Here is a 24,502-nt window from a genome sequence, read left to right as displayed (position 1 = left end):
GAGACACAACGATCTATGCAAAATGGAATCCAGTGACTGTGATGCATACAGTGAGCTTTGATGTAGCTGGAGGAAGTGCCATATCTAATCAAACGATAGATCATGGGGAAAAAGCAAGTCAGCCGACGCCAGCGTCAACAAAAGCGGGTTATGCATTCGATGGCTGGTATACAAGTAATGCCTACACAACACCGTTTGATTTTGACAGTGTAATTACAGGAGACACAACGATCTATGCAAAATGGAATCCAGTGACTGTGATGCATACAGTGAGCTTTGATGTAGCTGGAGGAAGTACCGTATCGAATCAAACGATAGATCATGGGGAAAAAGCAAGTCAGCCGACGCCAGTGCCAACAAAAGCGGGTCATACATTCGATGGCTGGTATACAAGTAATACCTATACAACACCATTTGATTTTGACAGTTTAATTACAACAGATACAACGATCTATGCAAAATGGAATCCAGTGATTGTGATGCATACAGTGAGCTTTGATGTAGCTGGAGGAAGCGCTGTATCGAATCAGACGGTGGCAAATGGAGGAAAAGCAAGTCAGCCGACGCCAGCGCCAACGAAAGCTGGCTATACATTTGGGGGCTGGTATACAAGTGATACCTACACCACGCCATATAATTTTGATAATACAATTACAGCGAACACAAGTATTTATGCTAAATGGATTAGTAGTAACACAGGTGGTGGCAGTACTAATCCGTCACCGAATCCTGAATCAGGTTCAACAACACCTTCATCCAATGTAGAGGAAATTGTGGTAGATGTAGAGTCGGGTGATGGTGACCTAGTTTCTAAAACAACGATAAAACGAACAAAAGATGTAGATAACACTATGAAGGATGAAGTGACATTAACACCAGAGAGCGCAACAGAGACGATTAGAAAATTAAAGGAACAAGGAAATGATAAAGCACGGATTATCATTCCAGACCAGCAGGATCAAGTAAATCAAATCCATGTGTCTATACCAAATAATGTGGTGACACTACTACAAACTGGTGCAGTTCATCTTGAAATTGTCACAGATAACGTCAGAATTGAAGTGCCTAAAACTTCATTGGAAATGTTTAAAGATGATCTTTATTTCCGACTTGTTCCTATAAAAGGGCAGGATAAACAGCTGGAGATCAAAGAACAAGCGAAAAGGGAAACCGTGGTGCAGCAATTGGTAGAAAGTACAGCTGTAGAGTTGCTTGGTCGTCCAATGACCATTGAAACAAATATGCAAAGCCATGCTGTCACATTAACCTTACCTTTACCTAAAGATTTAACACAGGAACAGCTTGATCATCTTGCTATCTATATTGAGCATAGTGATGGTACAAAAGAAGTCTTGCGTGGGAAAATTGTAGAGTATCAAAAAGGTGTGCTTGGCTTGCAGTTTGAGGTTCATAAATTCTCGACCTTCTCTATTCTTTATTTACCAGAGAAGGAAAAAGTGGCGGAACCAACTCCTGTTCATACCACACATACACCTTATATCCAAGGCTATTCTGACGGCACATTCCGCCCGAATGCTCCAGTTACACGAGCTCAAATGGCGAGTATGTTTGCCCGTCATTTAACGGGAAATGCAGTTCCACAGGCAGAGGCAACATTTACAGATACGTTGCAGCATGATGCAAAAAATGCCATAGAGTTTGTCAAAGGAGCAGGATTATTTAAAGGTGTAACAGCTACTAGCTTTAATCCAAACGGTTCCATTACTCGTGCACAAATGGCAACAGTAGCTGCCCGTTGGATAGAGCAGCATTGTGCTGAAAATTCAAATGCTGCATTCTGTATATCAGCTTCACAAAGCATAGTATTCAAAGATGTTAGTGCAAATCATTGGGCAGCTAAAGCAATTGATATTGTCAATGCAACAGGGATTATGACAGGTGTAACGGAAGATACTTTCAATTCAGATGGATTCTTAACCCGTGCACAGGCGGTGAAGGTATTAAACCGATTGTTTGAGCGTCAGGTTACGTCAGAAGCACAAACACCACTATTTACAGATGTCCCTCCCAAGCATTGGGCATTTTATGAAATTCAAGAAGCTGCAAAAAAATAGCATATAAAATAGGAGCACGTCAATGTTTAACAGATTGGCGTGCTTTTTCATCTTTATTATTCAAAGAGTAACTGATATCCAGAACCCCTTTTATCTATACCATTGTTCCTTTATCTACTTAATTCAGCATATAAAATAACCTGCCCATAGTATATCATGTGAAAAATTAGGAAATAAATATAGGCAAAATGAATTTGAGATAGATAAATTGAGTATTCTAAGTGCATGTACTTTGTTTTTTGCTTATAATAGGAGAGTCAGAATTATTCTGAATAAGTAGCCACAGGGTGAGCGATTGCGATTGAAAAAATTATTATATGTAGTTTTGTTTTTTGTTTTTATAGTCATTTTTTTGTACGTAAACAATCATTGGCTGGTTGTCAGCAAGCATGTATTCGAATCGGAAAAAGTGCCCGCTGGCTTCGATGGGCTACGTATTACCCAAATAACAGACCTACAGGATGCTCTCTTTGGTGAACAGCAAGAGAAACTCATAGCAAAGGTGAAGACAACAAATCCTGACCTGATTTTTATCACAGGTGATTTAATTGACAGTAATCGTTATGATTTAGAGCGAAGCTTGCAGGCGGTTAGGGGATTAGTGGAACTGGCGGATGTCTACTATGTACTTGGAAACCATGAAGTAGCAACTAATAAGGTAAGCGAAATTTATGAGGTGCTCTCATCGTTAGGTGTACATGTGTTAGCCAATGAATCTGCATTTATTGAGCGCGACGGGGAGCGCTTAGCGATTGTTGGGATAGAAGATCCGTTAATGGGTAGAACTACAGAAGACATGCTGGAGATGGTAACAAAGCATGTACAACCAGATGTTCTAACCATTTTACTAGCACATCGACCAGAAGTGTTTAAAACGTATGTAAATTATGGAATTGACTTAGTGTTTGCGGGACATGCTCACGGTGGACAGGTTCGTATTCCCGGTATTGGCGGTATCTTCGCTAGGGGCCAGGGATTATTCCCAAAATATACGGCAGGTGTATATGAAGAAAATTCTACAACGATGGTCGTTAGCCGAGGATTAGGGAATAGTTCTGTACCTTTTCGAATTTTTAATCTACCAGAAATTGTCGTAATGGAATTAAAGAAAAAATAAAGCACTGCGTTTATGCTACGCAGTGCTTTCTATTTGTTTTCGTTCAATACGTTTCACAAGATAAATACTTATTTCATATAAAATAATCATCGGAATTAGTACAAGAAGCTGACTAATAAAATCAGGTGGTGTGATGACTGCTGAACCAACGCCCATCCCAATATAAGACCAGCCACGGATTTTTTTCATAGATTCAGCTGTGAGTACACCAATGGACGATAAAAACAGGGCTACGATTGGTAATTCAAAGAGTAGTCCGAGTGGTATAGTTGTCATCACTAAAAAATGCATATATTCATTTGCTGACACCATGACATCAAAATTAGCGGCTCCGATGCTCACTAAGAATGTGTAGCTAAGTGGATTTACAATAAAATAACCGAAGGCTATCCCCATTAAAAAGAGTACAAGCATGACAGGAGCATAGAGTCCAAGAAAGCGACTTTCTTCCTCCTTTAAACCTGGCTTTACGAAGCTCCACAAAAAATGAACTAGAAATGGCATAGAAAAACCAAAGGCAAGTGTGGTGGAGATTGTCATGTAGAATTTGACTACCTCTAACGGGCCTAAAATAATAAGCGAATGACCCCGAGTTACATAAGGAAACCAAATATTAATTGTAGAAAATACAACAATAAAAAATAGAATAAATACGATTAGTCCTTTAATAATTTGCTTTCGTAATTCTGTAATATGCTCAAGCAATGAAGCCATTGGAAAAAGTGGTTCATCGATTAACATAGCCTGTTCAATTGTTTCAGTTGGAGTTTCAACAAAAGCCTCCACAGGTGTGAGAGGCTCAGTTTCTTTCTTATCAAGGGGACTTAAATATTTTCTTTTTCTATCTTCATATGGATCCATAGGAACACCTCCTACGAAGCATCAGATTTTTTTTCGGGTTTTTTCGTTTGCTCATCATCGTCATCCATAAGCCCCTTTGTGGATTTTTTAAACTCTGCAAACGTTTTGCCAACAGCACCGCCAATCTCTGGCAGTTTCTTCGGACCAAATACAATTAAAACAATGACTAAAATAATAATTAGTCCAGGTATTCCAATTGCTCCAAGACCTCCCACAGTCTCGCCTCCTTTAATTACTATATTTTTTATACTAGCGAACCACCTGATTTACTATATTTCACAACACCCTCTGCACAACGATATGCTAGTGCACCTAACGTACCTGTAGGGTTATAACCACCATTGTGAGCAAAGTTTCCGGCACTAACAGCAAATAGATTCTCTACACCCCAATGCTGAAGATAATTATTAACAACCCCGTCCTCTGGCTTTAAGCTCATAACGGTTCCGCCTGTGTTATGTGTTGTTTGATACGGTACAATATTGTAATCAGAGATTTCAGCATTTGGGACTACCGTTTTTGCGCCCATTTCCTTCATAATGTCAGCGGCACGAGCCGAGATATATTTATGAAGTGCACGATCCTGATCCGTAAAGTTGTACGTTAGCTGTATTAGAGGTAAACCGTAAGCATCCTTATAGGTTGAATCAAGAGTTAGATAATTTTCTTTATGTGGCATGGAAGCACCTTGAGCACCAATACCGAATGAGCGTGTATAGTAGTGAATAGACTGCTTTTTAAACTCGGGTCCCCATGTTGGGGTATCAGGAGGAGTTGGATTTGAACCGATAGGGCGTGCTCCTGTTTGAGTAAGTGCTATACTTCCACCATGAATAAAATCTAAGTCACTATGGTCGAAATTATCCCCATTGTAGTCATCCACACTCACACCAAGGGAGCCAGCCCCCATAAATGTGTTAAACTGCTCATCGAAGAATCCTGCAGCACCAGGAAGTATTTGATAGCAATAATTTCTTCCAAGCGTCCCTTTCCCAGTAGCTGGATCATAGCGTTCCCCAATATTAGAAACCATTAATAACTTGGCGTTATTAAAGACGTAGCTTGTAAGAACAACAACATTTGCTGGCTGAATAAATTCTTCTCCAGATATCGTATCGATATATCTAACACCAGTTACTTTATTGCCTTGCTTGAGGATTTCTACAACGTTGGAGTTATAGCGTAAATCAAAATTACCTGTTTTTAAGGCAGTTGGTACAACCGTTATTTCCGCAGATGATTTTGCTCCATATTCACAGCCGAAGCGCTCACAAAATCCACAATATTGGCAAGCATTAATCGTTTCACCATCAGGGTTCTTATAAACCTCTGATACGTTTGCAGAAGGAAGCATATAGGGCGATAACTTAAGTTTTTTTGTTGCCTTTTCAAATTGTTCAAGCATCGGTGTCATTTTCATAGGTCCTGTAGGATAAGGATTTGAACGTTTTCCACTAAATGGGTTTTTGTCATCTCCAGAAATACCTGCTGTTTTTTCAAACTTGTCGAAATAGGGCTCCAGCTCATCGTATGTTAATCCCCAATCCTGAATTAGATAGTCAGGTCCGAGTTTATTTGGGCCATAGCGCTTGTCCGTTAATGTTTTAATTTGAAAATCGTAGGGTAAGAAGCGATATGTCATACCGTTCCAGTGTGTGCCAGAGCCCCCAAGCCCCTCGCCAAGTAAGAAGGAGCCTAGCTGACGCATAGGTAATGCCTTCATGTTGCGATTGTTTCGGAAACTGACCGTCTCTTTTGATAGGTTTTGCATTAAATCATATCGAATTGCATAACGATACTCGTCATGGATACTCAAAAAATCTTCTGTCCCACGTTTTTGTCCACGCTCTAAGCCAACGACCTTCAATCCAGCTTTCGAACATTCTGCAGCGACAATGCCGCCAGTCCAACCTACACCGACTGTTACAACGTCTACGCTCGGTAATGTTGTTGCCATTTGCAAGCCTCCTTCTGTTAATGACCGCCTAATGAACTAGGCTCAATTTTTTGGAATTTAGGATCTTCAATTTGTGATACATACGCCATTTGATGACCAGGGAAGTTCTTCATACGCCAGCCATCCATATTTTTATTTCCACCATACATAGGGTCAGAGTATGCCCCCTCCAATGTTGCTGCACGCAATAAAGTAAAGAAGAATGCAGAGGTTACACCACTCATTTGAACCTCACCTTTCTGGAAGGCCGTTAAAACTTCATCCATTTGTTTGCCATCTAAATCATTGAAGCTTTTTTTATAGCGATTTTGAGCCTCTGCTTCTAATTTTTGGATTCCTTGCTTAAAAATTTCTCCTCGTGTTAAGCGACTTTGGTAGCCTTGAGTTGGGGCCCCTTCAGCAAACGGACCATGCATATATTCTTTAGAGTTACTTCCGTATTGTCCTGCAAGTTGATGATCAATGAAGTAAGGAACATCTAAGCCTTTTGCTCCTGGACCTAAATCATCTTCTGGAAAAATACGTTCAGTAGCATTTGATAAAATATTGAAATCTCTTTGATTCATAAAGAACATTTTCGCTTTTGGTGAGCCAAGCGCTTCATTCGTAGTGCCATGTTGACCATGCTCTAGTGTGGAAGTTCCCTTGCCTGGTAGGTTATAGCCTACAAGTCCTCCGATTATTCCACCACCGACTAATGTACCTGCTGCAATCCCTGTTGTTTTTAAAAAATCTCGACGTGAAACATTGTTTTCTGAACTCATGGAAATCCTCCCCTCAAATGTATAGAAACTTTCCTATCTTTTATAATCAGCAAAAAAAGTAAATTATAATCAAACCCATTGGAAAAAATTTAATTTCTATCCAGTGGCAAAAACCATTCGAATGCAATTAAGAAAATATGTGAATAATTTGTTCAGAAATGTAAGCACTATAACGGTAGTGTAAATACCAGTATTAAACATTTATTATTCTTATTGGAAAAGTTTTATTGACTTCTTCTTTTTGTGACCTTACTCTGAAGAAGAAGGACAAAAAAATACTAAAATGATGTTAAATATGGGAGATGTGAGAAAAGAGAATATGTGGATTAAAGGTATAGGTGGTAAACTAGTTGTCGCAATTATAGTTCTAGTATTTGTAACGTGTGGAACGCTTGGTGCATCTACCATGATTAGTAGTACGAAAGCAGTGGATGAGCAGGTTGAATCTAATTTATTATCTAGGGCGGCAGATGTGTCAAAATACATAGAGGAGCACTTCCAATTAACTTTAGTGGAGGTAGAGGCAATTGCTGAGCAGGAAGTAATTCGTAGTATGAATTTTGAAGATCAAAAGAAGTATTTAACGAAGCGTCTTGCAGATAATGAGAATTATTTAGGATTTGGAATTATAACTGCTGATGGGATTGCACACTATTTAGATGATACGACAGCTGATTTAGGGGATCGTGAATATGTAAAGGAAGGGTTTACAGGCAAGTCTGTTATGTCTGATGTAATGATAAGTCGTGTAACAGGTGAACCAGTTATTTTAATCGTTTCACCTATCGATACAATTACAGGTGAAAAGGGATTATTATTGGCTCGAATTGATGGTTACTATTTGTCGAAAATCGTTGAGGACATAAAAGTAGGGGATAATGGCTATGCTTTCATGCTAGATGCAAAAGGCACTATTATCGGTCATAACAATCACGATTATGTAAAAGAGCAATATAATCCGATTCAAGTCGCTGAAGAATCTGGAGAAATGACAGGAAGGGCATTAGCAGCACAAGAAATGGTTGATCATACTCAAGGATACTTTTCCTTTGAAAATGATGAAACAGGAACCAATCTTTTAGGATATCACACTTTAGATAACGGCTGGAAAATGGGTGTTATTGCACTGGAGGGTGAAATGATGTCAGGTCTTTCACGTTTGAAAACCAACTTCATCATCACAACTATTGTTGTCTCTATACTAGGACTACTTATCTCGTTTGCAATTTCGCGATCAGTCAGTAAGCCGCTTCGTCATGTTTTACGCATTACTGAGGGGCTATCTGAAGGTGACTTTACTCAGGAAATACCTGATAAATATTTAAGACGACTTGATGAAATGGGGACAATGTCAAGAGCATTAGACCAAATGACAAACAATATGCGGGAAATGATTTCGCAGGTAGGTCAAGAAGCTACTTCGGTTAATGAAGCCTCATGCGATTTAATGGAAGATGTGCATGCTGTAACCAAACAATCTAAGCAAATAGCTGGGGCAATAAATGAGGTTGATCGTGGCGCACAAAGTCAAACAGCGATGGCAGAGGAAAGCGCATCAGCTATGGAACAAATGGCATTAGGGGTTCAAAATGTCGCAGAGGTGGCTTCTACAATTGCCTCAAATACGCAATTTATTTCCCAGAAAATTAGCGAAAGTAACGAAGCAGTTCAACAATCCATTACACGAATGAATGAAATTCAACAGGGTACTGCGATAGAACTAGAAATCATTCGTAAACTGGAACAAGAGTCTGAAGAAATTAGTTTAATCTCAAAAATGATTACGGATATTTCTGACCAAACGAATTTATTGGCACTAAATGCATCGATTGAAGCAGCACGCGCAGGAGATGCGGGGAAAGGATTTGCAGTTGTAGCAGAAGAAGTTCGCAAGCTATCAGAGCAAACAGCTGGATCGGCCACAAAGATTAATGTACTTATAGAAAGAGTACAGTCCTACACATTAGAAGTAGTGAAAGCTGCTGAATTGGGTGAGGAAAATGTTGATCGTGGATTAGAATCTATTGAGACTTTGGGTGAGCGTTTTGATGAAATGGTACATGCAGTTGGTGAAATTTCTAGTCAAATTGAGGAAATGAATGCTTCGGCTGAACAAATGTCTGCGAATACAGAGGAAGTGTCAGCTTCGATGGAGGAGATGGCAGCAACAGCTCATGCAGCAAGTGACTATGTGCATGAAGTGACAGATGCTACAACAGAGCAAATGAAAACAGTGGAAATGATGAATCATCAAACTGTTAAACTTTCTGAAATGGCAAAACGATTGTATGGGGCTACCCAGAAATTTAAACTTTAAAAGATGAAGGAGCTGTCGTGATGATAAGACAGCTCCTCTTTTGTTTTAAAAGGTTAAATAAGCACATCTTGCATGGCTTTAAGGAGTTCTTCGGTAGAGATTATATGCTCTCCACCGCCCTGAACCATTTGATCATTACCGCCACCTCTTCCATTTATGAGCGGCAAAATCTTTGCAGCTATATCTTTCATACTTCTTTCAGCTGCTGCACCTCTTGCTGCAACAAACTGAAGCTTGTCTTCAGTTTCAGCAACAAGAAGTACGATAGTATCTGCCTGCTCAGTAACAATCATACGTGCTAACTTTTGTAGCTCCTGCATCGTACGTTGAGTATAGACTACAGCAATAATGTGGTTGTTATTGGAAATGAGCGCCTTTGCTTCAAACTGGAGTAGCTCTTCTTTTGCATGAACAAGTGCTTTTTCCGTATTTTTCTGTACTGATAAAACTTTAGCAAGCGCAGTAGCGGCTTCAACTTCGGGTACACTTAACTGCCTTGCCACATCAGCTAGTACTTTTTTACGCACGGCAAGCTCTTTTAAAACCCGCTGACCGCACACAAAGGAGACGCGAATATTGCCCTTCATTTTTTCAGTGCTAAGAATTTTAATTGCGTTAACTTGTCCTGTGGAGGTTGGGTGTGTCCCGCCACAACCGTTATAATCAAAATTCGGAATAATTACTAGTCGAATATCTCCAGTAACTGCTACATCTTTACGTAGATTATAATTCTCCAGTTCATTTTCTGTAATCCACGTCGTTTCAATTGGACGATTTTCTAAAATAATATCATTGGCAAGAGCTTCAGCTGCTAAAAGCTGTTCTTCAGAAATTGAATCCACAGCCAGATCAATTGTGACCTGCTCACTGCCTAAGTGGAAGCTGACAGTCTGTATATTAAACAGTTCGACAAAAGCCGCTGTTAAAATATGCTGCCCCGCATGTTGCTGCATATGATCAAAGCGTCGTTGCCAATTTATTTGTCCTTGCACATCTCCAGTCAAAATAGAAGCGTCACCCTGAATATAATGTCTTATTTCATCGCCCACCTTTTCAACATCAATAACCTCAATACCATTTATGGTCCCTGTGTCATGCGGTTGTCCACCACCCGTAGGATAAAATGTAGTATTTGAAAGCACGATGAAGTCTCGACCATTTTCATCAGTTCCATTACTGCTAACAGTCGCATCAAATTCTCGCAGCATCACGTCTTGGTAATATAATAGCTCCTTCAAGAAAAAGCCTCCTTTTATGTAGTGTATCCGTAAGAGAAGCATCTCTCTAAATTTATTGTGTCATAATTAAGGATAGGTGTATACGAGTTTTCTAGTTGACCCATGCTGAATTTGATTTAATATATAAAAGAACAGGTTAACATAAAGGAGCTAGTATTATGGAAATTACACAATTCTCAATGGAAGAAATTTTAGATCCAACAAACATTATTGAGGGTAAGCGTTACGAGTTTATTTTAGACGTGGAAGTTGACGAAGAAGATGAGCTTTACCACGAAGCAGGTATTGAAGTACGAGTACTAATCGCTGAAAAAGGTGAAGAACTATTTATTTTAAACTACTTTGTTATGGAAAAGGCAGAGGGCGAGTATTTAGATTTTGCATTAGAGGATGAAGAGTTAAATGAAATTTTAGCCTTCTGCAAAGAGGAATTAGCAAAAGCTTAATAACTCATTTAAAGGATGCAGGTAAAGAACAACTCTTTACCTGTTTTTTTATCTTCATTCAGCAGATTATTACTGTGCGACAGCAACACACGACTGAGTGGCCAACATCACATTGGCCCATAGCTCCCGATGTATGTCACGGATTTTGAAGATGAGCCTTTCAAGCGCAATTACGTTGGGGCTTAATTGATTTAAGAATTATTTAAGATTGCTGAAATAGTAGTGTTGAGTTCAAGGGGTAGACTAAGTTTTAGCGTTAACATTAACGGGAATTTAAAACGAAGAGGTGCTTTTATGTCTATTTATACACAATCGATTATGGTGGCTTTTCTCATAACCATTTTTTTATCCTTTGCTTTGTTTATACCTTGGCTAATTTATACGTATCGAAAATATGGTTATTTATCTATATCTAAAACGATTATTATGTTCTCCTTTATTTTTTACTTTTTATCAGCATTGTGTTTAGTCCTATTACCGCTTCCTTCAACTCGTGATACTTGTTCGCTACAAGCTGCGGATACTGTTCACTACAATTTACGCCCATTTCAATTTATTAGGGATATTTTAAAGGATAGTGGAATAGTTTTGACGAGTCCCTCAACATGGCTTTATATAACGAAGCAACCAGCATTTTTTCAAGCATTTTATAATTTCTTATTACTTATGCCATTCGGGATATACTTGCGTTATTTTCTTAAAAAAAGAGAGTACTGGAAACGTGCATTTATCATTAGCTTTTTGCTAACATTGTTTTATGAGGTAACTCAGGTTACAGGAGTTTATGGCATCTTTAATTGTGCGTACCGTATTTTTGATGTAGATGATTTAATGCTTAATAGCGTTGGTGCATGGCTAGGATTCTTTTTAGCACCTATCGTATGGGCGCTATTTCCTTCTCATGAGGCAGTACAGGCAAAGGCAGCAGAAATTGCAAAAAGTGATATCGTCAAACCACTATCTATTTTGCTAGCCATTATTATTGATTTATTTATTGCGCAGCTTATTTTGATTGTAACAGGGGTGGTAGTACCCAATAATAGCATTTTTGAATTTGTTTTAAAGTTCCTATTGTATATGCTGCTATTTGGTCTAGTTCCGACTATTACAGGTGGTGCAACCATTGGTATGAAGGTTCTACGCTTTACGATGACAAGTGTAAAGGGCAAAGGTATTATTCAGAACACATGGCGACGCTGCTTCGCAATATTAGCAACGATTAGTCTATTAGAGATGATTGCGATTTTAGGGCAAATTAAGCTAAATATGGATTCACCCTTCTATGTGCTACAAATAGTAATTACATTGGTAGCATTTATGGCTGCACTACTTATTAGGCTTATAATTGTCATACATGTAGCTCGTGTCTTAATAAGTGGGGGGAAACATCATCTGTTTATTGATGAATATGCTGGATTGGTGGCGACGAGAAAAAAATAAGGGGGATTGTTGAATGAAATACGTAATCATCGGGGGAGATGCTGCTGGAATGTCAGCAGCAATGGAAATATATCGAAATGTACCAGGTGCAGAGATTACATCTTTAGAGCGCGGGTTTATTTATTCTTACGGGCAATGTGGATTGCCCTATGTAGTAGATGGACGTATTTCATCGACAAAGCGGCTTATTGCAAGAGATGTAGAAACATTTCGTGATAAGTATGGCATTGATGCACGAGTAGGTCATGAAGTAAATAGAATAGACGTAGACAAGCAGCTTGTTTTTGGTACACAGGCATCAGGAGAAGCTTTTGAACTTCCCTATGATAAACTTCTTATCGCAACAGGTGCAGATCCAACTATGCCAGTGAAAAAAGGTGCCGATTTAGCTGGAATACACACAGTGAAAACGATTCCTCAGCTAGAGGATTTACTAGCCGATTTAACACCAGATATAGAAACTGTCACTATTATAGGTGGCGGCTATATTGGCCTAGAAATGGCTGAAACCATTCATGCATGTGGTAAAAAGGTAAGATTAATTCAACGAAGCAGGTATGTTGCTAGAATTTTAGATGAAGAATTTGCCCAGCATGTTCATGATGAGGCAAAAAAGAATGATATTGAGCTGTTGCTAAATACAAAAGTAGAGGCGTTTGAAGGTCAGCACCGTGTGGAACAAGTGGTGACAGATAATGGTGCCTTCCAAACGGATTTAGTGATTATGGCTGTAGGGATTAAGCCGAATACACAATTTTTAGAGGGAACAGGTATAGCGATGTTGAAAAATGGTGCAATCATTGTTAATCGCCATTTAGAGACCTCTATCGAAAATATTTACGCTGCGGGTGATTGTGCTACGCAATTTAATATTGTCAAGGAACGTTTAGATTATATACCGCTGGGTACTACTGCTAATAAGCAAGGACGGCTGGCTGGACTCAATATGTCTGGTAAATTTGCACCGTTTCGTGGCATAGTGGGTACTTCAATTTTAAAATTTTTTAATCTAACAATTGCTACAACGGGTATTAATGAGCGGAAGGCAAAAGAGCTGGGATTTGACTATGAGGCTTTTAAATTATCAGCTCGCCATATTGCAGGTTATTATCCTGGTGCTCAACGAATGTATATTAAAATTGTTGTGAGAAAGCGGGATCAACTGTTGTTAGGTGCTCAAATTGTAGGACCTTCTGGTGTTGATAAGCGTATTGATGTTTTTGCAACAGCTTTATACAGTAAAATGACACTACCCGATTTATTAGATTTAGATTTAGCCTACGCACCACCATTTAACGGTGTTTGGGATCCATTACAGCAGATTGCAAGAAAGAATGGACGTTTATAAATAGGGAGGTAGAGAAATGAGCATTTATGATATTAATGTAACTTTAGAGGATGGTACCATCTATAGCCTGGAACAATATAAGGGAAAGCCTATGCTAATTGTCAATACAGCCTCAAAATGTGGCTTTACACCGCAGTTTGAGGAATTAGAAGGACTCTATGAGAAATATCAGGAGGAAGGGCTTGTTGTCCTTGGATTCCCGTCAAATCAGTTTAAGCAAGAGCTTGCGACTTCTGAAGAAGCGGCATCACAATGTCGACTGACATATGGAGTTAAGTTTCCAATGCATGAGATTGTCAAGGTGAATGGTAAGGAAGCGCATCCTATTTTTGATTATCTAACTTCTCACTCCAAAGGATTTTTAGGCAACAGCATTAAGTGGAACTTTACAAAATTCCTTGTGAACCGTGATGGTGAGGTTGTTGGACGTTACGCATCAGCAGATAAGCCACATAGCTTTGAGGATGATATTAAGAAAGTTTTAGCTCAATAGTTTAGGAGGATTCACGCACAATCAGTGTGTGAATTCTTTTTTATGTCGATATTTATTAAAAATTGGGCGATAAGAGAGGGAAATGTTTCGATAAAATGCATTAACTTTTCGATAACACATAATGGATTTAAGGTTGCTGTAAGCTTGCGACAAAATTGCTGTAAGTTTGGGGTCGTATACTAAGATCAGAAAGAAGAGGTGAGCGTATATGACGCCATTATTAAAGGTACAAAACGTTGAAAAAACTTACGGCAAAGGCGCAAATACTTTTACAGCGCTATCAAATATATCATTTGAAGTAGAAAAAGGAGAGTTTGTTGGTGTAATGGGTCCTTCGGGGGCTGGGAAATCTACGCTTTTAAATGTATTAGCTACGATAGATACGCCAACGACTGGTGAAATTATTATTGGTGATACCGACTTAGCACTTATGAAGGATGCAGAGTTAGCAGATTTTCGCCGTGATAATTTAGGATTTATTTTCCAGGATTATAACTTGCTTGATTCTTTAACGGTTCGAGAAAATATTGTTTTGCCACTAGCTATTGCAAAGATGCCAACGAAGGCTATTAACGCAAGAGTTGATCGCATTGCTTCTTTGTTTGGCATAAGTGATTTATTGGATAAATATCCTTATCAAATTTCGGGTGGACAAAAGCAACGTACAGCCTCGTCACGTGCATTAGTGACAGAGCCAAAATTAATCTTTGCCGACGAGCCTACAGGAGCATTAGATTCAAAATCAGCAACGGATTTGCTTGAAAGTTTAAGTAATTTAAATCAATCGCAAGCATCTACCATTATGATGGTTACCCATGATGCCTTTGCAGCTAGCTTCTGTCAGCGCATTCTATTTATTCAGGATGGTCAGCTTTCTAAGGAAATTCAACGTGGGACTCTAACAAGGAAGCAATTTTTCCAAGAGATCTTGCAGGTGCTGTCTAGCATCGGGGGTGGAGTAAATGACGTTATTTAGCTTAGCGCGTAAAAACATTCAGCGCAATTTGTCGAATTACTTTTTATATATTGCCTCAATGGTATTTAGTATTGTTATTTACTTTACGTTTGTGACACTAAAATATAATGATGATCTGTCAGCCTTAAAACAATCCTCTCAGCAAATTAAAGGATTGATGAGTGCATCGTCTGTAGTATTATTGTTCTTCATTGTCATCTTTATGGCATATTCTAATTCATTTTTTATGAAGAAACGGAAAAAGGAAGTAGCCCTCTACTCACTACTGGGTGTGCGTAAGCAAAAAATTGGCTTAATGCTCTTTTTCGAAAACTTAGTCATAGGACTAGTCTCTCTAGTGCTCGGTATCGTTCTAGGATTCTTTATGTCACAGGGTCTATTAATGATCTTAGTACGATTAATGGGCTATGAGGTTGTTGGAAGCCTAACTTTTTCAGTAGAAGCACTAATTAATACAACTGGTATTTTTACACTATTGTTTTTATTCACATCCTTACAAGGCTATCGTGTTATTTACCAATTTAAACTGATTGATTTATTTCATGCTGACAAACAGGGTGAGCAAATTCCACGTGCATCTTTAGTAGCTGCTTTACTTGGGACAGCACTCATTTCATTCGGTTATTATACAGCTGCCTCTGATATGTTTTCGAGTGAAATTTGGCGATTCTTCACCGTTTTAGGTACGCCGCTAATGGTCATAGGAGTAACTATTGCAGGGACTTATCTTCTATTCCATAGTGTAAGTGTCTTTGTGCTCACAGCATTAAAAAAAGCAACCTCTTGGTCATGGAAGGGCTTGAATTTAATAGGCGTCTCACAGCTATTGTATCGCATCCGAGCAAATGCGAAATCGTTGTCGATCATTGCGATTTTAAGTGCAACAACTATTACTGCTGGCGGTGGTGTCTTCGGTATGTATTACAATGCAGAAGCAACTGTACGACAGATGCTGCCAAATACATTTATGTGGAAGGGCGATTCAGTAGAACTTACTCGGAAAGACGTCTTATATAATGAATCACTAGCTGTGAAAAATTTACGTGTCGATAATGAATTCTCGTTTTTTGAATATACATTACTTAAGGAATCGGATTATAATCGTTTAGCTAAATTCCAAGGTAAGGATCAAGAACTGCACATTGCAGATGGATCAACCGTATTACTTGATGCAGCCTACGATGAACGATTTTCACATGATTTTACTGGGGAAGACTTTAAGCTACAAAACGGAGATTCCTTTCGCGTAGATAAAATGTACACAGAAAGCGTACTAAACTTTATAGCAGCTGGAACGGTACTTGTTGTAAATGATCAAGAGTTCGCTGAAACTGATGCCGAAGAGGTAAAGATGCAGGTTGTTGGGTTAGACAATGATTTAAAGCAGCAGGCGGTTTCACAAGACATTTTCAAGCAATTGCCGACAGAACAACAAGAATCTTTCTCTAGTGTTCCGCAAAGCTATGAGGATAGTTTAGCGACAGTTGGTGCACTATTGTTTGTTGGCAGCTTCCTAGGTCTAGTTTTCCTAGCGGCAACAGGTAGTATTATTTACTTCAAAATTTTAACTGAAGCAGAGGAAGACCAGGCGAAATATGCCATTTTAAATAAAATCGGAGTGAATAGTAAGCAAATCTTAAAGACAGTGGCTGGACAGGTGGCTGTTATCTTTAGCGCACCACTTATCGTGGGTATTGTGCATAGTGCATTTGCGTTACTAGCATTTTCACAGTTGTTTGGTATGAATATTACGAAGCCAGTAATACTGTGGATGGTTGCATACTCAGCTATTTACTTTATTTATTATATCTTTACCGTACGTGCATTTTATAAAATTGTAAGACAGGGGAATTAATATGAAAAAAATATTTTTAGGAATAGGTGCATTGTTTATCCTATTTGTAGCAGGATTGGTTGTATTGATGACTGTAGACTTTAACCGTTTAAATAAAGACACATACTATGTCCATATTACGGCTGATGGAGAGGTGGAAGAATATAAGGCAAATAGCGGAGAAATCTTTAAAATGTATTGGTATGAGCTACCTACTTACAATAAAAATGGAGAAGAACAAACATTAAAGTTCTCCGCTCAGAAAAATTTACGCCATGATGCCTATTTAAAGCTATATGTAAAAAAAGAAACGGAAGTCACTTCCTATGATGAAGTGAAATTCCATGAGCTACCTACTAAGGTGCAGGATTTAATGAAATAACAAAGAGGAGCAGCCACTAGGACTGCTCCATTTTTAGATAGATAGTAACGGTTGTACCTTTTCCTTCATCTGAGGTTATAGTAACAGTTCCGCCGTGGGCCTCAATAATATCCCTAGCAATAGCTGTGCCTAAACCAGTGCCAGTTGTTTGTTCTGTATTTGTACCTCGGTAGTAGCGTTCGAAAATATGCTCTAAATCTGCTGCTGCTATCCCTTTGCCATTATCAAAAATCGTTATAGAATTCTCATCCACAGACACATGAACAGTTACATCTGAACCATTATGAAGTAGAGCGTTGTGTAAAAAGTTCATGATAGCTCTGCGCATAAAATGCTCATCAATTTGATGCTGGCTGTTATTTGAGGCTGCCTCAAAATCAATATTGGCAAGCTCATATTGTGGAGTATTTAATGTATCAATCACAATCTCCCGAATAAACGACACCATGTCAACTTCCCTTAGAGTGAGCGGCAGCTGCTGATGTCTTAAGCGCATCGTTAAATTTAAATCATCTAGCAAATCTTGCATGTGCAATGACTGTTTCTCAATGATTTGAGCATATTCAGCTTGTTCTTGAGGAGCTAGTGTTTCATCATCTAATAGCTCTGCATAACCACGAATAGAGGCAAGAGGCGTTTTCATATCGTGTGAGACATTGCTAATCCATTCTTCACGCATCAATTCTAGTCGCTTGCGTTCCTGCTCGTGTGCAGCTAGTTCTCTTGATACCTCGTTTAAATTTTCAAAAACAGGTTTATACACACCGCCAGGCATTTTAACAGTTTGATGCTCATGATTTTTTAAATGACGAATACGCTCTATCATTGCATATAGTGGCTTAGTTAATGTACGACCAAAAAGCCAGCCAACCAATGTAGCGACTATTAAATCAGCAATAACAATAAATAAACCAAATTTTCCAATGAACTGTAAAAACGATGTACCAGAAACATGCATAACAAATCTTGTAACACCACTATCCTTAATACCAATGAGATAATTTACATCATCCTTACTGCCAACATAAACAGTAGTATCAGCATCAAATTCCTTATATTTATATACTTGAATTAAATCTATAGGTGCATAGTGTGAAAGAGCTTTCTCTGGTGCGAATTGGGAATCGATAACTTGACCATTCACATCAAGTAACTGAATCCAAGCATTTCGCTGATGCAAGTGTTCAAGTCCTTCTTTACTTATTGAAGGTTTTTCATTACTTATATCAATATATTTTTGGAAATCCCGTACAAAGCTTTCTTCTGTAGATGGAACAAAGCTATCATTTTCATTTGCTAGCCGATAAATGAGGAGCCCAATAAGAATAGCAGTATTGACAAAAATAACGATGATGACAATAGATAGTACGGAAAGGAGGAAGCGTGCTGTTAATTTCCATCTCATCCTTGTGCCTCTTTTGGTATAACGAATTTATAACCAAGTCCCTTTACAGTGGTGATGAACATAGGTTTAGAGGCATCTTGCTCAATTTTCTCGCGTAGACGTCGAATATGCACCATTACAGTATTATCAGAGCCGAAAAAATCCTCTCCCCACACACGTTCAAAAAGCGTCTCTTTACTTAAAATTCGATTAGGATTATGCATAAAGCATGCCATTAAGCCAATTTCCTTAGCCGTTAATTCCAATAAGACTTCATCCTTGTGTACTTCAGTTTCATCAACATTTAGCTGGAATGGTCCAACCTGTAATGCTTTTTCGGCAATACTCGGTGTTGTCTCCTGTGTTTGGTAGCCGGCTCTACGTAATTGTGCCTTAACGCGATAGGCAACCTCCTTTGGACTAAAGGGCTTTGTAATATAATCATCGCCCCCAATGGCCAACCCCAAGATTTTATCTATTTCCTCATTTTTCGCTGACATAAAAAGGACTGGGATATGCGATACTTCTCGAATCCGTCTACATAAATCATAGCCCTCACCATCTGGAAGCATGACATCGAGTAGCACAATATTTGGTTGCGTCTGCTGAAAGCTCTTCCATGCTTCCTGAATAGTGCCTGCGGTATGAATTTGCTTATAGCCCTCCTTTTGCAGACTGACTTTTAGCAGATTGGCTAAATCAGCCTCATCGTCCACTACTAAAATGGTTGGTTCTTGCATGGGGACACACCCTTTCATTTTATTTTGATAATCATCTTAGAGATTTAAGGATAGCGTATAGTCTTAATTTTTGAAAGCCGAACAATGATTAACGAATCATTAAGTTTACAGTACGCTCATTTATGAAAATTATTATAAAAGAAATTGTCTAAAAAGTTGAGAGTTTTAGTACTTTGGCTTCGATATAGTTAGTGAAAAAGCTTTTTCAAAAGATTTATAGGAAGGCGAAATGATGAGATGCACTGCTAAAAATTTCATTAGCCGTTTACAAAATAAAAAAGAAGATGCACTTGATTATGTGATAGAGCATTATTCTAGTTTCGTGAATGCAATAGCTTATAAAATTCTTTCAAACATCAATAAAGATGCTATTGAAGAATGTGTGAATGATGTGTTTTTAGCTATTTGGCAAAATGCTAAACAATTTGAAGGTCAGCCTGAAGATTTTAAAAAATGGATAGGTATGCTAACAAAATATAAAGCGATAGATATTTTTCGTAAGCTTGAAAAACAACAAGCACGAGAAAAGGGAGATGAGGAACTTTCACGAAAGCCTGATATAAAAGAGACAGAGCAGGAATTTCTAAAAAAGGAGCGACGAAATGATTTATTATTCGCAATTAGCTGCTTAGAAAGTGTAGATTGAGATATTTTTATGATGAAGTATTTTTTACAGCTGACTAATACTGAGATAGCAGAGACACTTCATTTATCAAAGGCAGCTGTAGAAAACCGGCTATACCGAGGGAAGAAAAAGCTAGCTACATCAATAAAGCTAAGGGAGGTATTTATATGACAAAAAGCTATAAAGACTGGTTAAGTTTAGATATTGAAAATATAGAACCACTAGAATTGTCATCACAGCAAAAGGTAAAACTAAAGCAAAGGGTTCTTAAGCAAACAGGTAAAAAGCGTGTACCAAAATGGGTACGTCATTTATCAGCTGCGGCAATCATTGGCATCGGCACTGTAACAACTGTAACAACTGCTTTTCCTACTCTAGCTTCACAAATTCCTTTTATGAAAAACATTGCTAGCTATTTTAATAATAAAGACACAATGTTCGAAAATTTCGATAATTACGCTACAGAGATTGGTCAGGTTCAAACTAGCAACGGCATATCAATGATGATCGAAAATGCAGTTTTTGATGGTACTTCCCTCACGATTTCTTTTGCTCTGGAGAGTGATACAGATTTGGGGTCCCATCCATTTATTCAAGGTAATTTTATTGATATAAAAGGCTCTGAGGCTATGGGAGGAGGAAGTCGACTAGAAAAAATAAGTGATAATAAATATGTTGGGCTAGCAAATGTCACACCCTATTTTGATAAAGAAGCACCAGAGGAAGTAGAGGTAAGCTGGATGCCACAGGCTTTTTTTAATGTAAATGCAGATAAAAAGGTAAAGGGGGATTGGGCCTTTCAATTTAAAGTCTCAAGGCTTGCAGGTGAGCTGCAGTTATTAAATGAAACTGTTACTAACTATGATGTCACTGCTAGATTTACAGCCCTTGGAAAAAATGATATGTCCACGATTATTCATTATGAATATGAAATTGATAAAGAACTGCTGAAAAAATGGCCAGAAGTGACGGTTCAATTTGATGAGCTACAAGATGGTGCTGGGAATAAGTATACAGTGCATGGAAATGGCTCAACAAGTCGTGATAAGGGTATTTCCTACAAATCCAGTGCTACTATCCAGGCTATTGACTCATCCGCTAAGTCCATTACATTTGTTCCAGTGATCTATTTCTCCTTGGGTTCTGGAAAAGGTATGGAAATAAAGGAGATGGACCCTGTCACACTTCCAATAAATTAATTATTAATGAAAGAAATAAAGGTCTTTGTGCACTTTTAAAGCACAAAGGCCTTTTGAAACTTTTACAGAGTTTAAATCGTAAAGAGAGTATCAAGTAACTAGGAGGGAAAGCAAGTGTTTAAAAAAATAGCAGCAGATGCACTAGGATTGTCGGATATTGGCGTAGTTGTGCCTCGTGACGATTATGATAAAACGGATGCAGATGATTTTATTTTGCATGAAATAGACGAGAAAATTTATTTTTTAATTAAAACGAAGGCAGACGAGTATTGCTTCACCAATCGAGCGATTATTCATGTTGATGGTGAAAGCGCCATGAGCAAGAAGCGATTACTGCGCCGTTATGATTATTCTATGTATTCTATTACAGAAGTTTTTCTCGAAACAGCAGGAACAATTGATCTTGATGTCGAAATTAAGTTTACAATAGGTAATTCTCCATTATCCATCGACATTCATAAACGTTTTATTGATGATATTAAAGACTTATATAAAGCGTTACATGCAATCAGCTATGAACAAAAGCAAAATGCCTATAAGTTAGAGGCAGCAGAAAAAAGCTTACAGATTGCTTCCTCATCCATTGGGCGAATCGGAAATGATAATGTCACTCCTTCTACATCATTCGAGGAAATTACACGTTTTGCAAATAGCTGGATGATTGATCATAAGGACAAATATAAAAAAGAAGATTTTTCACACGTTTATGATCTATATATGAACAATTAAGGAAGAATAGCTCTCTGCAATTTGTGGAGAGCGTTTTTAACATAAATACATAAAATCAAACTAGGAGCGTGACGAAGAATGACAAACGAATTGCATGTGCTAGAAAAAGAAGCAGGAATAGAAAATGAAAATTTTGAACAGCCGCCGCAAGCCGTCGAAACATTATTCGTAAATGAGTTTATAGATGGTATTTTAGACCCTGCACAGAAAATGCTTGGACCTGTTAAAGATGGTGGAACGATTATTGCTAATACAACACCCGGTTGCTGGGGACCTATGCTGACTCCTACAATTCGCGGGGGACATGAAGTGACAAAACCTGTATTTGTAGAAGGAGCAGAGGTAGGAGATGCCATTGTCATTAAAATTAAATCCATTCAGGTGACTTCATTGGCAACAGCATCTGGACATGATGAGGTGATTAACGATCGATTTATTGGTGACCCGTTCGTCTCTGTAAAATGTCCAGGCTGTGGAAAACTTCATCCGAGCACTATCGTTAAGGGAATCGGTCAGCATGCCATACGCTGTTCCACATGTAATACAGAAACGGCACCTTTTAAAATGATCAATGGCTACACGATGGCATTTGATCATAAGGGGAATGTTGGAGTCACTGTTGGTCGAGAAGGAGCACGTCGTATTGCACTGGATGCGAAAAATTATATGCGCACACCTGAGAATTCTATACAAAATCCGGTGGTAGCATTAGCGCCAAGTGATTTAATCGGGGTGATGGCTAGAATGCGTCCATTTTTAGGACAACTAGGTACTACGCCATCCAAGGCTATGCCAGACTCTCATAATGCAGGTGACTTTGGTTCATTTTTAATTGGGGCACCGCATGAATATGCCTTTACACAAGAGGAATTGGATAAACATCGTACAGATGGGCATATGGATATAAGCCGTGTTCGTGAGGGGGCAACTATTATTTGTCCAGTTAAGGTTCCTGGAGGTGGTGTTTATATTGGTGATATGCACGCCATGCAAGGTGATGGTGAAATTGCAGGACATACTACAGATGTTGCTGGTATCGTTCAACTTCAGGTCAGTGTATTGAAAAAAACTGCGTTGGAAGGTCCAATTTTATTGCCGAATACTGAAGATCTGCCTTATACAGCAAAACCTTTTACAAAGGAAGAAAAACGTCGTGCTCGTGAGCTTGCAGAGGAATTTGGCGTTAAACAGGTGGAGGAGGCATTCCCTGTATCAGTTATTGGCTCTGGAACATCATTAAATGAGGCAACAAATAATGCATTAAGTCGTGCAGCAAAGCTCTTTGAGATGAGTGAGCCAGAGGTGATGAACAGAGCAACCATTACAGGTTCCATTGAAATTGGTCGTCATCCTGGAGTGGTAACAGCAACCTTCCAAGTACCGAAAACGGTACTGAAAAAAGCACGAATTTATAAACCAGTGAAAAAACAATATGATTAATCGATAAAAATAAGCACAAAAGCAAACTATGAAAATTATTTCTGGTTTGCTTTTTTGGGTTGCAAAGATTTTTGTCTAAAAATCGACAAATAAAAATTGTTTTCTATTGATTAGTTGCTATAATAGAACAAGCTCTAAATAGCTAAAAGATTGTTATAGTTCTATTAGAATTCTTACATAGAAATGATGGTGACACATGGCAGACTTTGTGCGTTTACAAGAAAAAAGAGAAAAAACAAATAGTATTAAAGCATATATCAATAAAATGAGGGGCGGAGGGCATGCACCTTCAAGAACAAATTTTGCTGACGCTCTCACAGGTGCGGTCGGAGGATTAATATGTATTTTTGTACTACTGTGGCTGACTAATTACACAGGGACACCCTGGCTAATGGCTTCACTTGGAGGAAGCTGTGTCCTCGTATTTATCGTTTGGAATGCACCATTGTCTCAGCCGCGAAATATTATCGGAGGGCATTTTATTTCTGCCTTTATCGGTTTATCTATATATTCTCTTCTAGGAACAAGTATTATTTCCATTAGCATTGGTGTAGGGTTAACGATTTTCTTAATGGCGATTACAGGAATTATTCATCCACCAGCAGGAGCGAATCCTATTATTATTATTTTAGGAGGCTATGGATGGAGCTATTTGGTGATGCCTGTACTAATAGGTGCATTAATTATTGTCTTTTTTGGTATAGTGATTAATAATTTACGTGAAACACGACAATATCCTTCATTCTGGTAAAGTTTGTGTAACCCATATTTGTTACAGAGTTATTAAAAATTTGACAGATTTTTTTGTAACTATTTAAATGGTTGCTCGTCTACTGTTATGAGAAGGTCAATTTCTCGATTATATTAGTGAATTATACATGACTTTCCTAAGTTGTATATTATGCTGCTAGCACTGTCTAGCATAGGCACTGAGTGAATTGTGACAATACAAATGGGCTACCAACTTATAAGTAATTGCCCAATGAACTCATTTGCCAATCTTTTTCAGGAAAATTAAATTTATAACCCATCTATTAGAAGTTACTATCTAATAGATGGGTTCATGTTGTTGAAATACTATTATGTCAATGAAATCAAGGTGACAAATTAAAAAGTATAGCCCTTTTTCAAAACGAG

Annotated in this window: 23 protein-coding genes; 16 read left to right on the top strand and 7 right to left on the bottom strand. The window is 38.3% G+C overall.

Features of this window, described 5'->3' with window-relative positions; all coding sequences use genetic code 11:
- A partial coding sequence (locus tag AC3WOM_RS17265) for an InlB B-repeat-containing protein (protein ID WP_492447731.1) occupies window positions 1-2,075 on the top strand: 2,075 nt, incomplete at its 5' end.
- Between the two features lie 301 nt (window positions 2,076-2,376).
- Window positions 2,377-3,192 carry a metallophosphoesterase gene (locus AC3WOM_RS17260; RefSeq protein WP_492447730.1) on the top strand — a complete coding sequence of 272 codons (816 nt, stop codon included), beginning with the start codon at window positions 2,377-2,379 and terminating at the stop codon, window positions 3,190-3,192.
- Between the two features lie 15 nt (window positions 3,193-3,207).
- Here AC3WOM_RS17260 and tatC read toward each other — a convergent pair whose 3' ends face one another.
- The 4 genes from tatC to AC3WOM_RS17240 are packed head-to-tail and all read right to left on the bottom strand — an operon-like array spanning window position 3,208 to window position 6,774.
- Complete coding sequence (gene tatC, locus AC3WOM_RS17255; RefSeq protein ID WP_492447729.1) at window positions 3,208-4,053, bottom strand: twin-arginine translocase subunit TatC; 846 nt, start codon at window positions 4,051-4,053, stop codon at window positions 3,208-3,210.
- Window positions 4,054-4,064: 11 nt separating this feature from the next.
- A complete protein-coding gene (tatA, locus tag AC3WOM_RS17250) occupies window positions 4,065-4,268 on the bottom strand; it encodes a twin-arginine translocase TatA/TatE family subunit (protein ID WP_492447728.1) in 204 nt (67 codons plus the stop codon).
- A 29-nt stretch (window positions 4,269-4,297) separates the two neighbouring features.
- Window positions 4,298-6,010, bottom strand: a complete 1,713-nt coding sequence (locus AC3WOM_RS17245; protein ID WP_492447727.1) for a GMC family oxidoreductase — start codon at window positions 6,008-6,010, stop codon at window positions 4,298-4,300.
- A gap of 17 nt (window positions 6,011-6,027) precedes the next feature.
- The gene (locus AC3WOM_RS17240) at window positions 6,028-6,774 is read right to left on the bottom strand and encodes a gluconate 2-dehydrogenase subunit 3 family protein (RefSeq protein WP_427539583.1); all 747 of its coding nucleotides are present in this window, start codon (window positions 6,772-6,774) and stop codon (window positions 6,028-6,030) included.
- 295 nt (window positions 6,775-7,069) lie between these two features.
- On the opposite strand from AC3WOM_RS17240, the gene AC3WOM_RS17235 reads away from it, so the two are divergent.
- Window positions 7,070-9,091: a methyl-accepting chemotaxis protein gene (locus AC3WOM_RS17235; RefSeq protein ID WP_492447726.1), complete on the top strand. Its 2,022-nt coding sequence runs from the start codon at window positions 7,070-7,072 to the stop codon at window positions 9,089-9,091.
- 53 nt (window positions 9,092-9,144) lie between these two features.
- Here AC3WOM_RS17235 and AC3WOM_RS17230 read toward each other — a convergent pair whose 3' ends face one another.
- On the bottom strand, window positions 9,145-10,329 hold the full coding sequence (locus tag AC3WOM_RS17230; protein ID WP_492447725.1) for an alanyl-tRNA editing protein: 1,185 nt from the start codon (window positions 10,327-10,329) through the stop codon (window positions 9,145-9,147).
- Window positions 10,330-10,487: 158 nt separating this feature from the next.
- On the opposite strand from AC3WOM_RS17230, the gene AC3WOM_RS17225 reads away from it, so the two are divergent.
- The 7 genes from AC3WOM_RS17225 (at window position 10,488) to AC3WOM_RS17195 (ending at window position 17,248) form a co-directional block, all read left to right on the top strand.
- A complete protein-coding gene (locus AC3WOM_RS17225; RefSeq protein WP_492447724.1) occupies window positions 10,488-10,775 on the top strand; it encodes a DUF6509 family protein in 288 nt (95 codons plus the stop codon).
- Window positions 10,776-11,069: 294 nt separating this feature from the next.
- Entirely contained in the window at window positions 11,070-12,215 is a 1,146-nt protein-coding gene (locus tag AC3WOM_RS17220) for a VanZ family protein (RefSeq protein ID WP_492447723.1), read from the top strand.
- A gap of 13 nt (window positions 12,216-12,228) precedes the next feature.
- Window positions 12,229-13,563 carry an FAD-dependent oxidoreductase gene (locus tag AC3WOM_RS17215; RefSeq protein WP_492447722.1) on the top strand — a complete coding sequence of 445 codons (1,335 nt, stop codon included), beginning with the start codon at window positions 12,229-12,231 and terminating at the stop codon, window positions 13,561-13,563.
- A gap of 16 nt (window positions 13,564-13,579) precedes the next feature.
- Window positions 13,580-14,056, top strand: coding sequence for a glutathione peroxidase (locus AC3WOM_RS17210; RefSeq protein WP_492447721.1), 477 nt, complete (start codon window positions 13,580-13,582; stop codon window positions 14,054-14,056).
- Window positions 14,057-14,264: 208 nt separating this feature from the next.
- Entirely contained in the window at window positions 14,265-15,032 is a 768-nt protein-coding gene (locus tag AC3WOM_RS17205) for an ABC transporter ATP-binding protein (RefSeq protein ID WP_492447720.1), read from the top strand.
- Window positions 15,019-16,887 (top strand): FtsX-like permease family protein, encoded by a 1,869-nt coding sequence (locus AC3WOM_RS17200; protein WP_492447719.1) that lies wholly within the window; start codon window positions 15,019-15,021, stop codon window positions 16,885-16,887. Before AC3WOM_RS17205 ends, AC3WOM_RS17200 begins: the two co-directional genes overlap by 14 nt.
- 1 nt (window position 16,888) lies before the next feature.
- On the top strand, window positions 16,889-17,248 hold the full coding sequence (locus AC3WOM_RS17195) for a YxeA family protein (RefSeq protein WP_427539609.1): 360 nt from the start codon (window positions 16,889-16,891) through the stop codon (window positions 17,246-17,248).
- 16 nt (window positions 17,249-17,264) lie between these two features.
- On the opposite strand, the gene AC3WOM_RS17190 is transcribed toward AC3WOM_RS17195, so the two are convergent.
- Both AC3WOM_RS17190 and AC3WOM_RS17185 read right to left on the bottom strand, forming a co-directional pair.
- Window positions 17,265-18,653 carry a sensor histidine kinase gene (locus AC3WOM_RS17190; RefSeq protein ID WP_492447718.1) on the bottom strand — a complete coding sequence of 463 codons (1,389 nt, stop codon included), beginning with the start codon at window positions 18,651-18,653 and terminating at the stop codon, window positions 17,265-17,267.
- The gene (locus AC3WOM_RS17185) at window positions 18,650-19,372 is read right to left on the bottom strand and encodes a response regulator transcription factor (protein WP_427539615.1); all 723 of its coding nucleotides are present in this window, start codon (window positions 19,370-19,372) and stop codon (window positions 18,650-18,652) included. Before AC3WOM_RS17185 ends, AC3WOM_RS17190 begins: the two co-directional genes overlap by 4 nt.
- Window positions 19,373-19,601: 229 nt before the next feature.
- On the opposite strand from AC3WOM_RS17185, the gene AC3WOM_RS17180 reads away from it, so the two are divergent.
- The 6 genes from AC3WOM_RS17180 to AC3WOM_RS17155 all read left to right on the top strand — a co-directional run bounded on the left by AC3WOM_RS17180 (window position 19,602) and on the right by AC3WOM_RS17155 (window position 24,116).
- Window positions 19,602-20,018, top strand: coding sequence for a sigma-70 family RNA polymerase sigma factor (locus AC3WOM_RS17180; RefSeq protein ID WP_492447717.1), 417 nt, complete (start codon window positions 19,602-19,604; stop codon window positions 20,016-20,018).
- Between the two features lie 9 nt (window positions 20,019-20,027).
- Window positions 20,028-20,168 carry a sigma factor-like helix-turn-helix DNA-binding protein gene (locus AC3WOM_RS17175; RefSeq protein ID WP_492447716.1) on the top strand — a complete coding sequence of 47 codons (141 nt, stop codon included), beginning with the start codon at window positions 20,028-20,030 and terminating at the stop codon, window positions 20,166-20,168.
- Window positions 20,165-21,196 (top strand): DUF4179 domain-containing protein, encoded by a 1,032-nt coding sequence (locus AC3WOM_RS17170; protein ID WP_492447715.1) that lies wholly within the window; start codon window positions 20,165-20,167, stop codon window positions 21,194-21,196. Before AC3WOM_RS17175 ends, AC3WOM_RS17170 begins: the two co-directional genes overlap by 4 nt.
- A gap of 114 nt (window positions 21,197-21,310) precedes the next feature.
- On the top strand, window positions 21,311-21,925 hold the full coding sequence (locus tag AC3WOM_RS17165) for a PH domain-containing protein (RefSeq protein WP_427539621.1): 615 nt from the start codon (window positions 21,311-21,313) through the stop codon (window positions 21,923-21,925).
- Between the two features lie 78 nt (window positions 21,926-22,003).
- The gene (locus AC3WOM_RS17160; protein WP_492447714.1) at window positions 22,004-23,365 is read left to right on the top strand and encodes an acetamidase/formamidase family protein; all 1,362 of its coding nucleotides are present in this window, start codon (window positions 22,004-22,006) and stop codon (window positions 23,363-23,365) included.
- A gap of 196 nt (window positions 23,366-23,561) precedes the next feature.
- On the top strand, window positions 23,562-24,116 hold the full coding sequence (locus AC3WOM_RS17155) for an HPP family protein (protein WP_492447713.1): 555 nt from the start codon (window positions 23,562-23,564) through the stop codon (window positions 24,114-24,116).
- The last annotated feature ends 386 nt before the right edge of the window (window positions 24,117-24,502 follow it).

Source organism: Lysinibacillus sp. FW301-JW8 (assembly GCF_058788755.1).
Note: the sequence above shows the minus strand (reverse complement) of the source record. Positions and strands in the feature narration are given on the sequence as shown.

Bases quoted from the DNA above. Each gene is read 5' to 3' on its own strand.
- tatC (WP_492447729.1), bottom strand. From the start codon at position 4,053: ATGGATCCATATGAAGATAGAAAAAGAAAATATTTAAGTCCCCTTGAT.
- AC3WOM_RS17245 (WP_492447727.1), bottom strand. From the start codon at position 6,010: ATGGCAACAACATTACCGAGCGTAGACGTTGTAACAGTCGGTGTAGGT.
- AC3WOM_RS17240 (WP_427539583.1), bottom strand. From the start codon at position 6,774: ATGAGTTCAGAAAACAATGTTTCACGTCGAGATTTTTTAAAAACAACA.
- AC3WOM_RS17235 (WP_492447726.1), top strand. From the start codon at position 7,070: ATGGGAGATGTGAGAAAAGAGAATATGTGGATTAAAGGTATAGGTGGT.
- AC3WOM_RS17225 (WP_492447724.1), top strand. From the start codon at position 10,488: ATGGAAATTACACAATTCTCAATGGAAGAAATTTTAGATCCAACAAAC.
- AC3WOM_RS17220 (WP_492447723.1), top strand. From the start codon at position 11,070: ATGTCTATTTATACACAATCGATTATGGTGGCTTTTCTCATAACCATT.
- AC3WOM_RS17215 (WP_492447722.1), top strand. From the start codon at position 12,229: ATGAAATACGTAATCATCGGGGGAGATGCTGCTGGAATGTCAGCAGCA.
- AC3WOM_RS17210 (WP_492447721.1), top strand. From the start codon at position 13,580: ATGAGCATTTATGATATTAATGTAACTTTAGAGGATGGTACCATCTAT.
- AC3WOM_RS17205 (WP_492447720.1), top strand. From the start codon at position 14,265: ATGACGCCATTATTAAAGGTACAAAACGTTGAAAAAACTTACGGCAAA.
- AC3WOM_RS17200 (WP_492447719.1), top strand. From the start codon at position 15,019: ATGACGTTATTTAGCTTAGCGCGTAAAAACATTCAGCGCAATTTGTCG.
- AC3WOM_RS17195 (WP_427539609.1), top strand. From the start codon at position 16,889: ATGAAAAAAATATTTTTAGGAATAGGTGCATTGTTTATCCTATTTGTA.
- AC3WOM_RS17190 (WP_492447718.1), bottom strand. From the start codon at position 18,653: ATGAGATGGAAATTAACAGCACGCTTCCTCCTTTCCGTACTATCTATT.
- AC3WOM_RS17185 (WP_427539615.1), bottom strand. From the start codon at position 19,372: ATGCAAGAACCAACCATTTTAGTAGTGGACGATGAGGCTGATTTAGCC.
- AC3WOM_RS17180 (WP_492447717.1), top strand. From the start codon at position 19,602: ATGATGAGATGCACTGCTAAAAATTTCATTAGCCGTTTACAAAATAAA.
- AC3WOM_RS17175 (WP_492447716.1), top strand. From the start codon at position 20,028: ATGATGAAGTATTTTTTACAGCTGACTAATACTGAGATAGCAGAGACA.
- AC3WOM_RS17170 (WP_492447715.1), top strand. From the start codon at position 20,165: ATGACAAAAAGCTATAAAGACTGGTTAAGTTTAGATATTGAAAATATA.
- AC3WOM_RS17160 (WP_492447714.1), top strand. From the start codon at position 22,004: ATGACAAACGAATTGCATGTGCTAGAAAAAGAAGCAGGAATAGAAAAT.
- AC3WOM_RS17155 (WP_492447713.1), top strand. From the start codon at position 23,562: ATGGCAGACTTTGTGCGTTTACAAGAAAAAAGAGAAAAAACAAATAGT.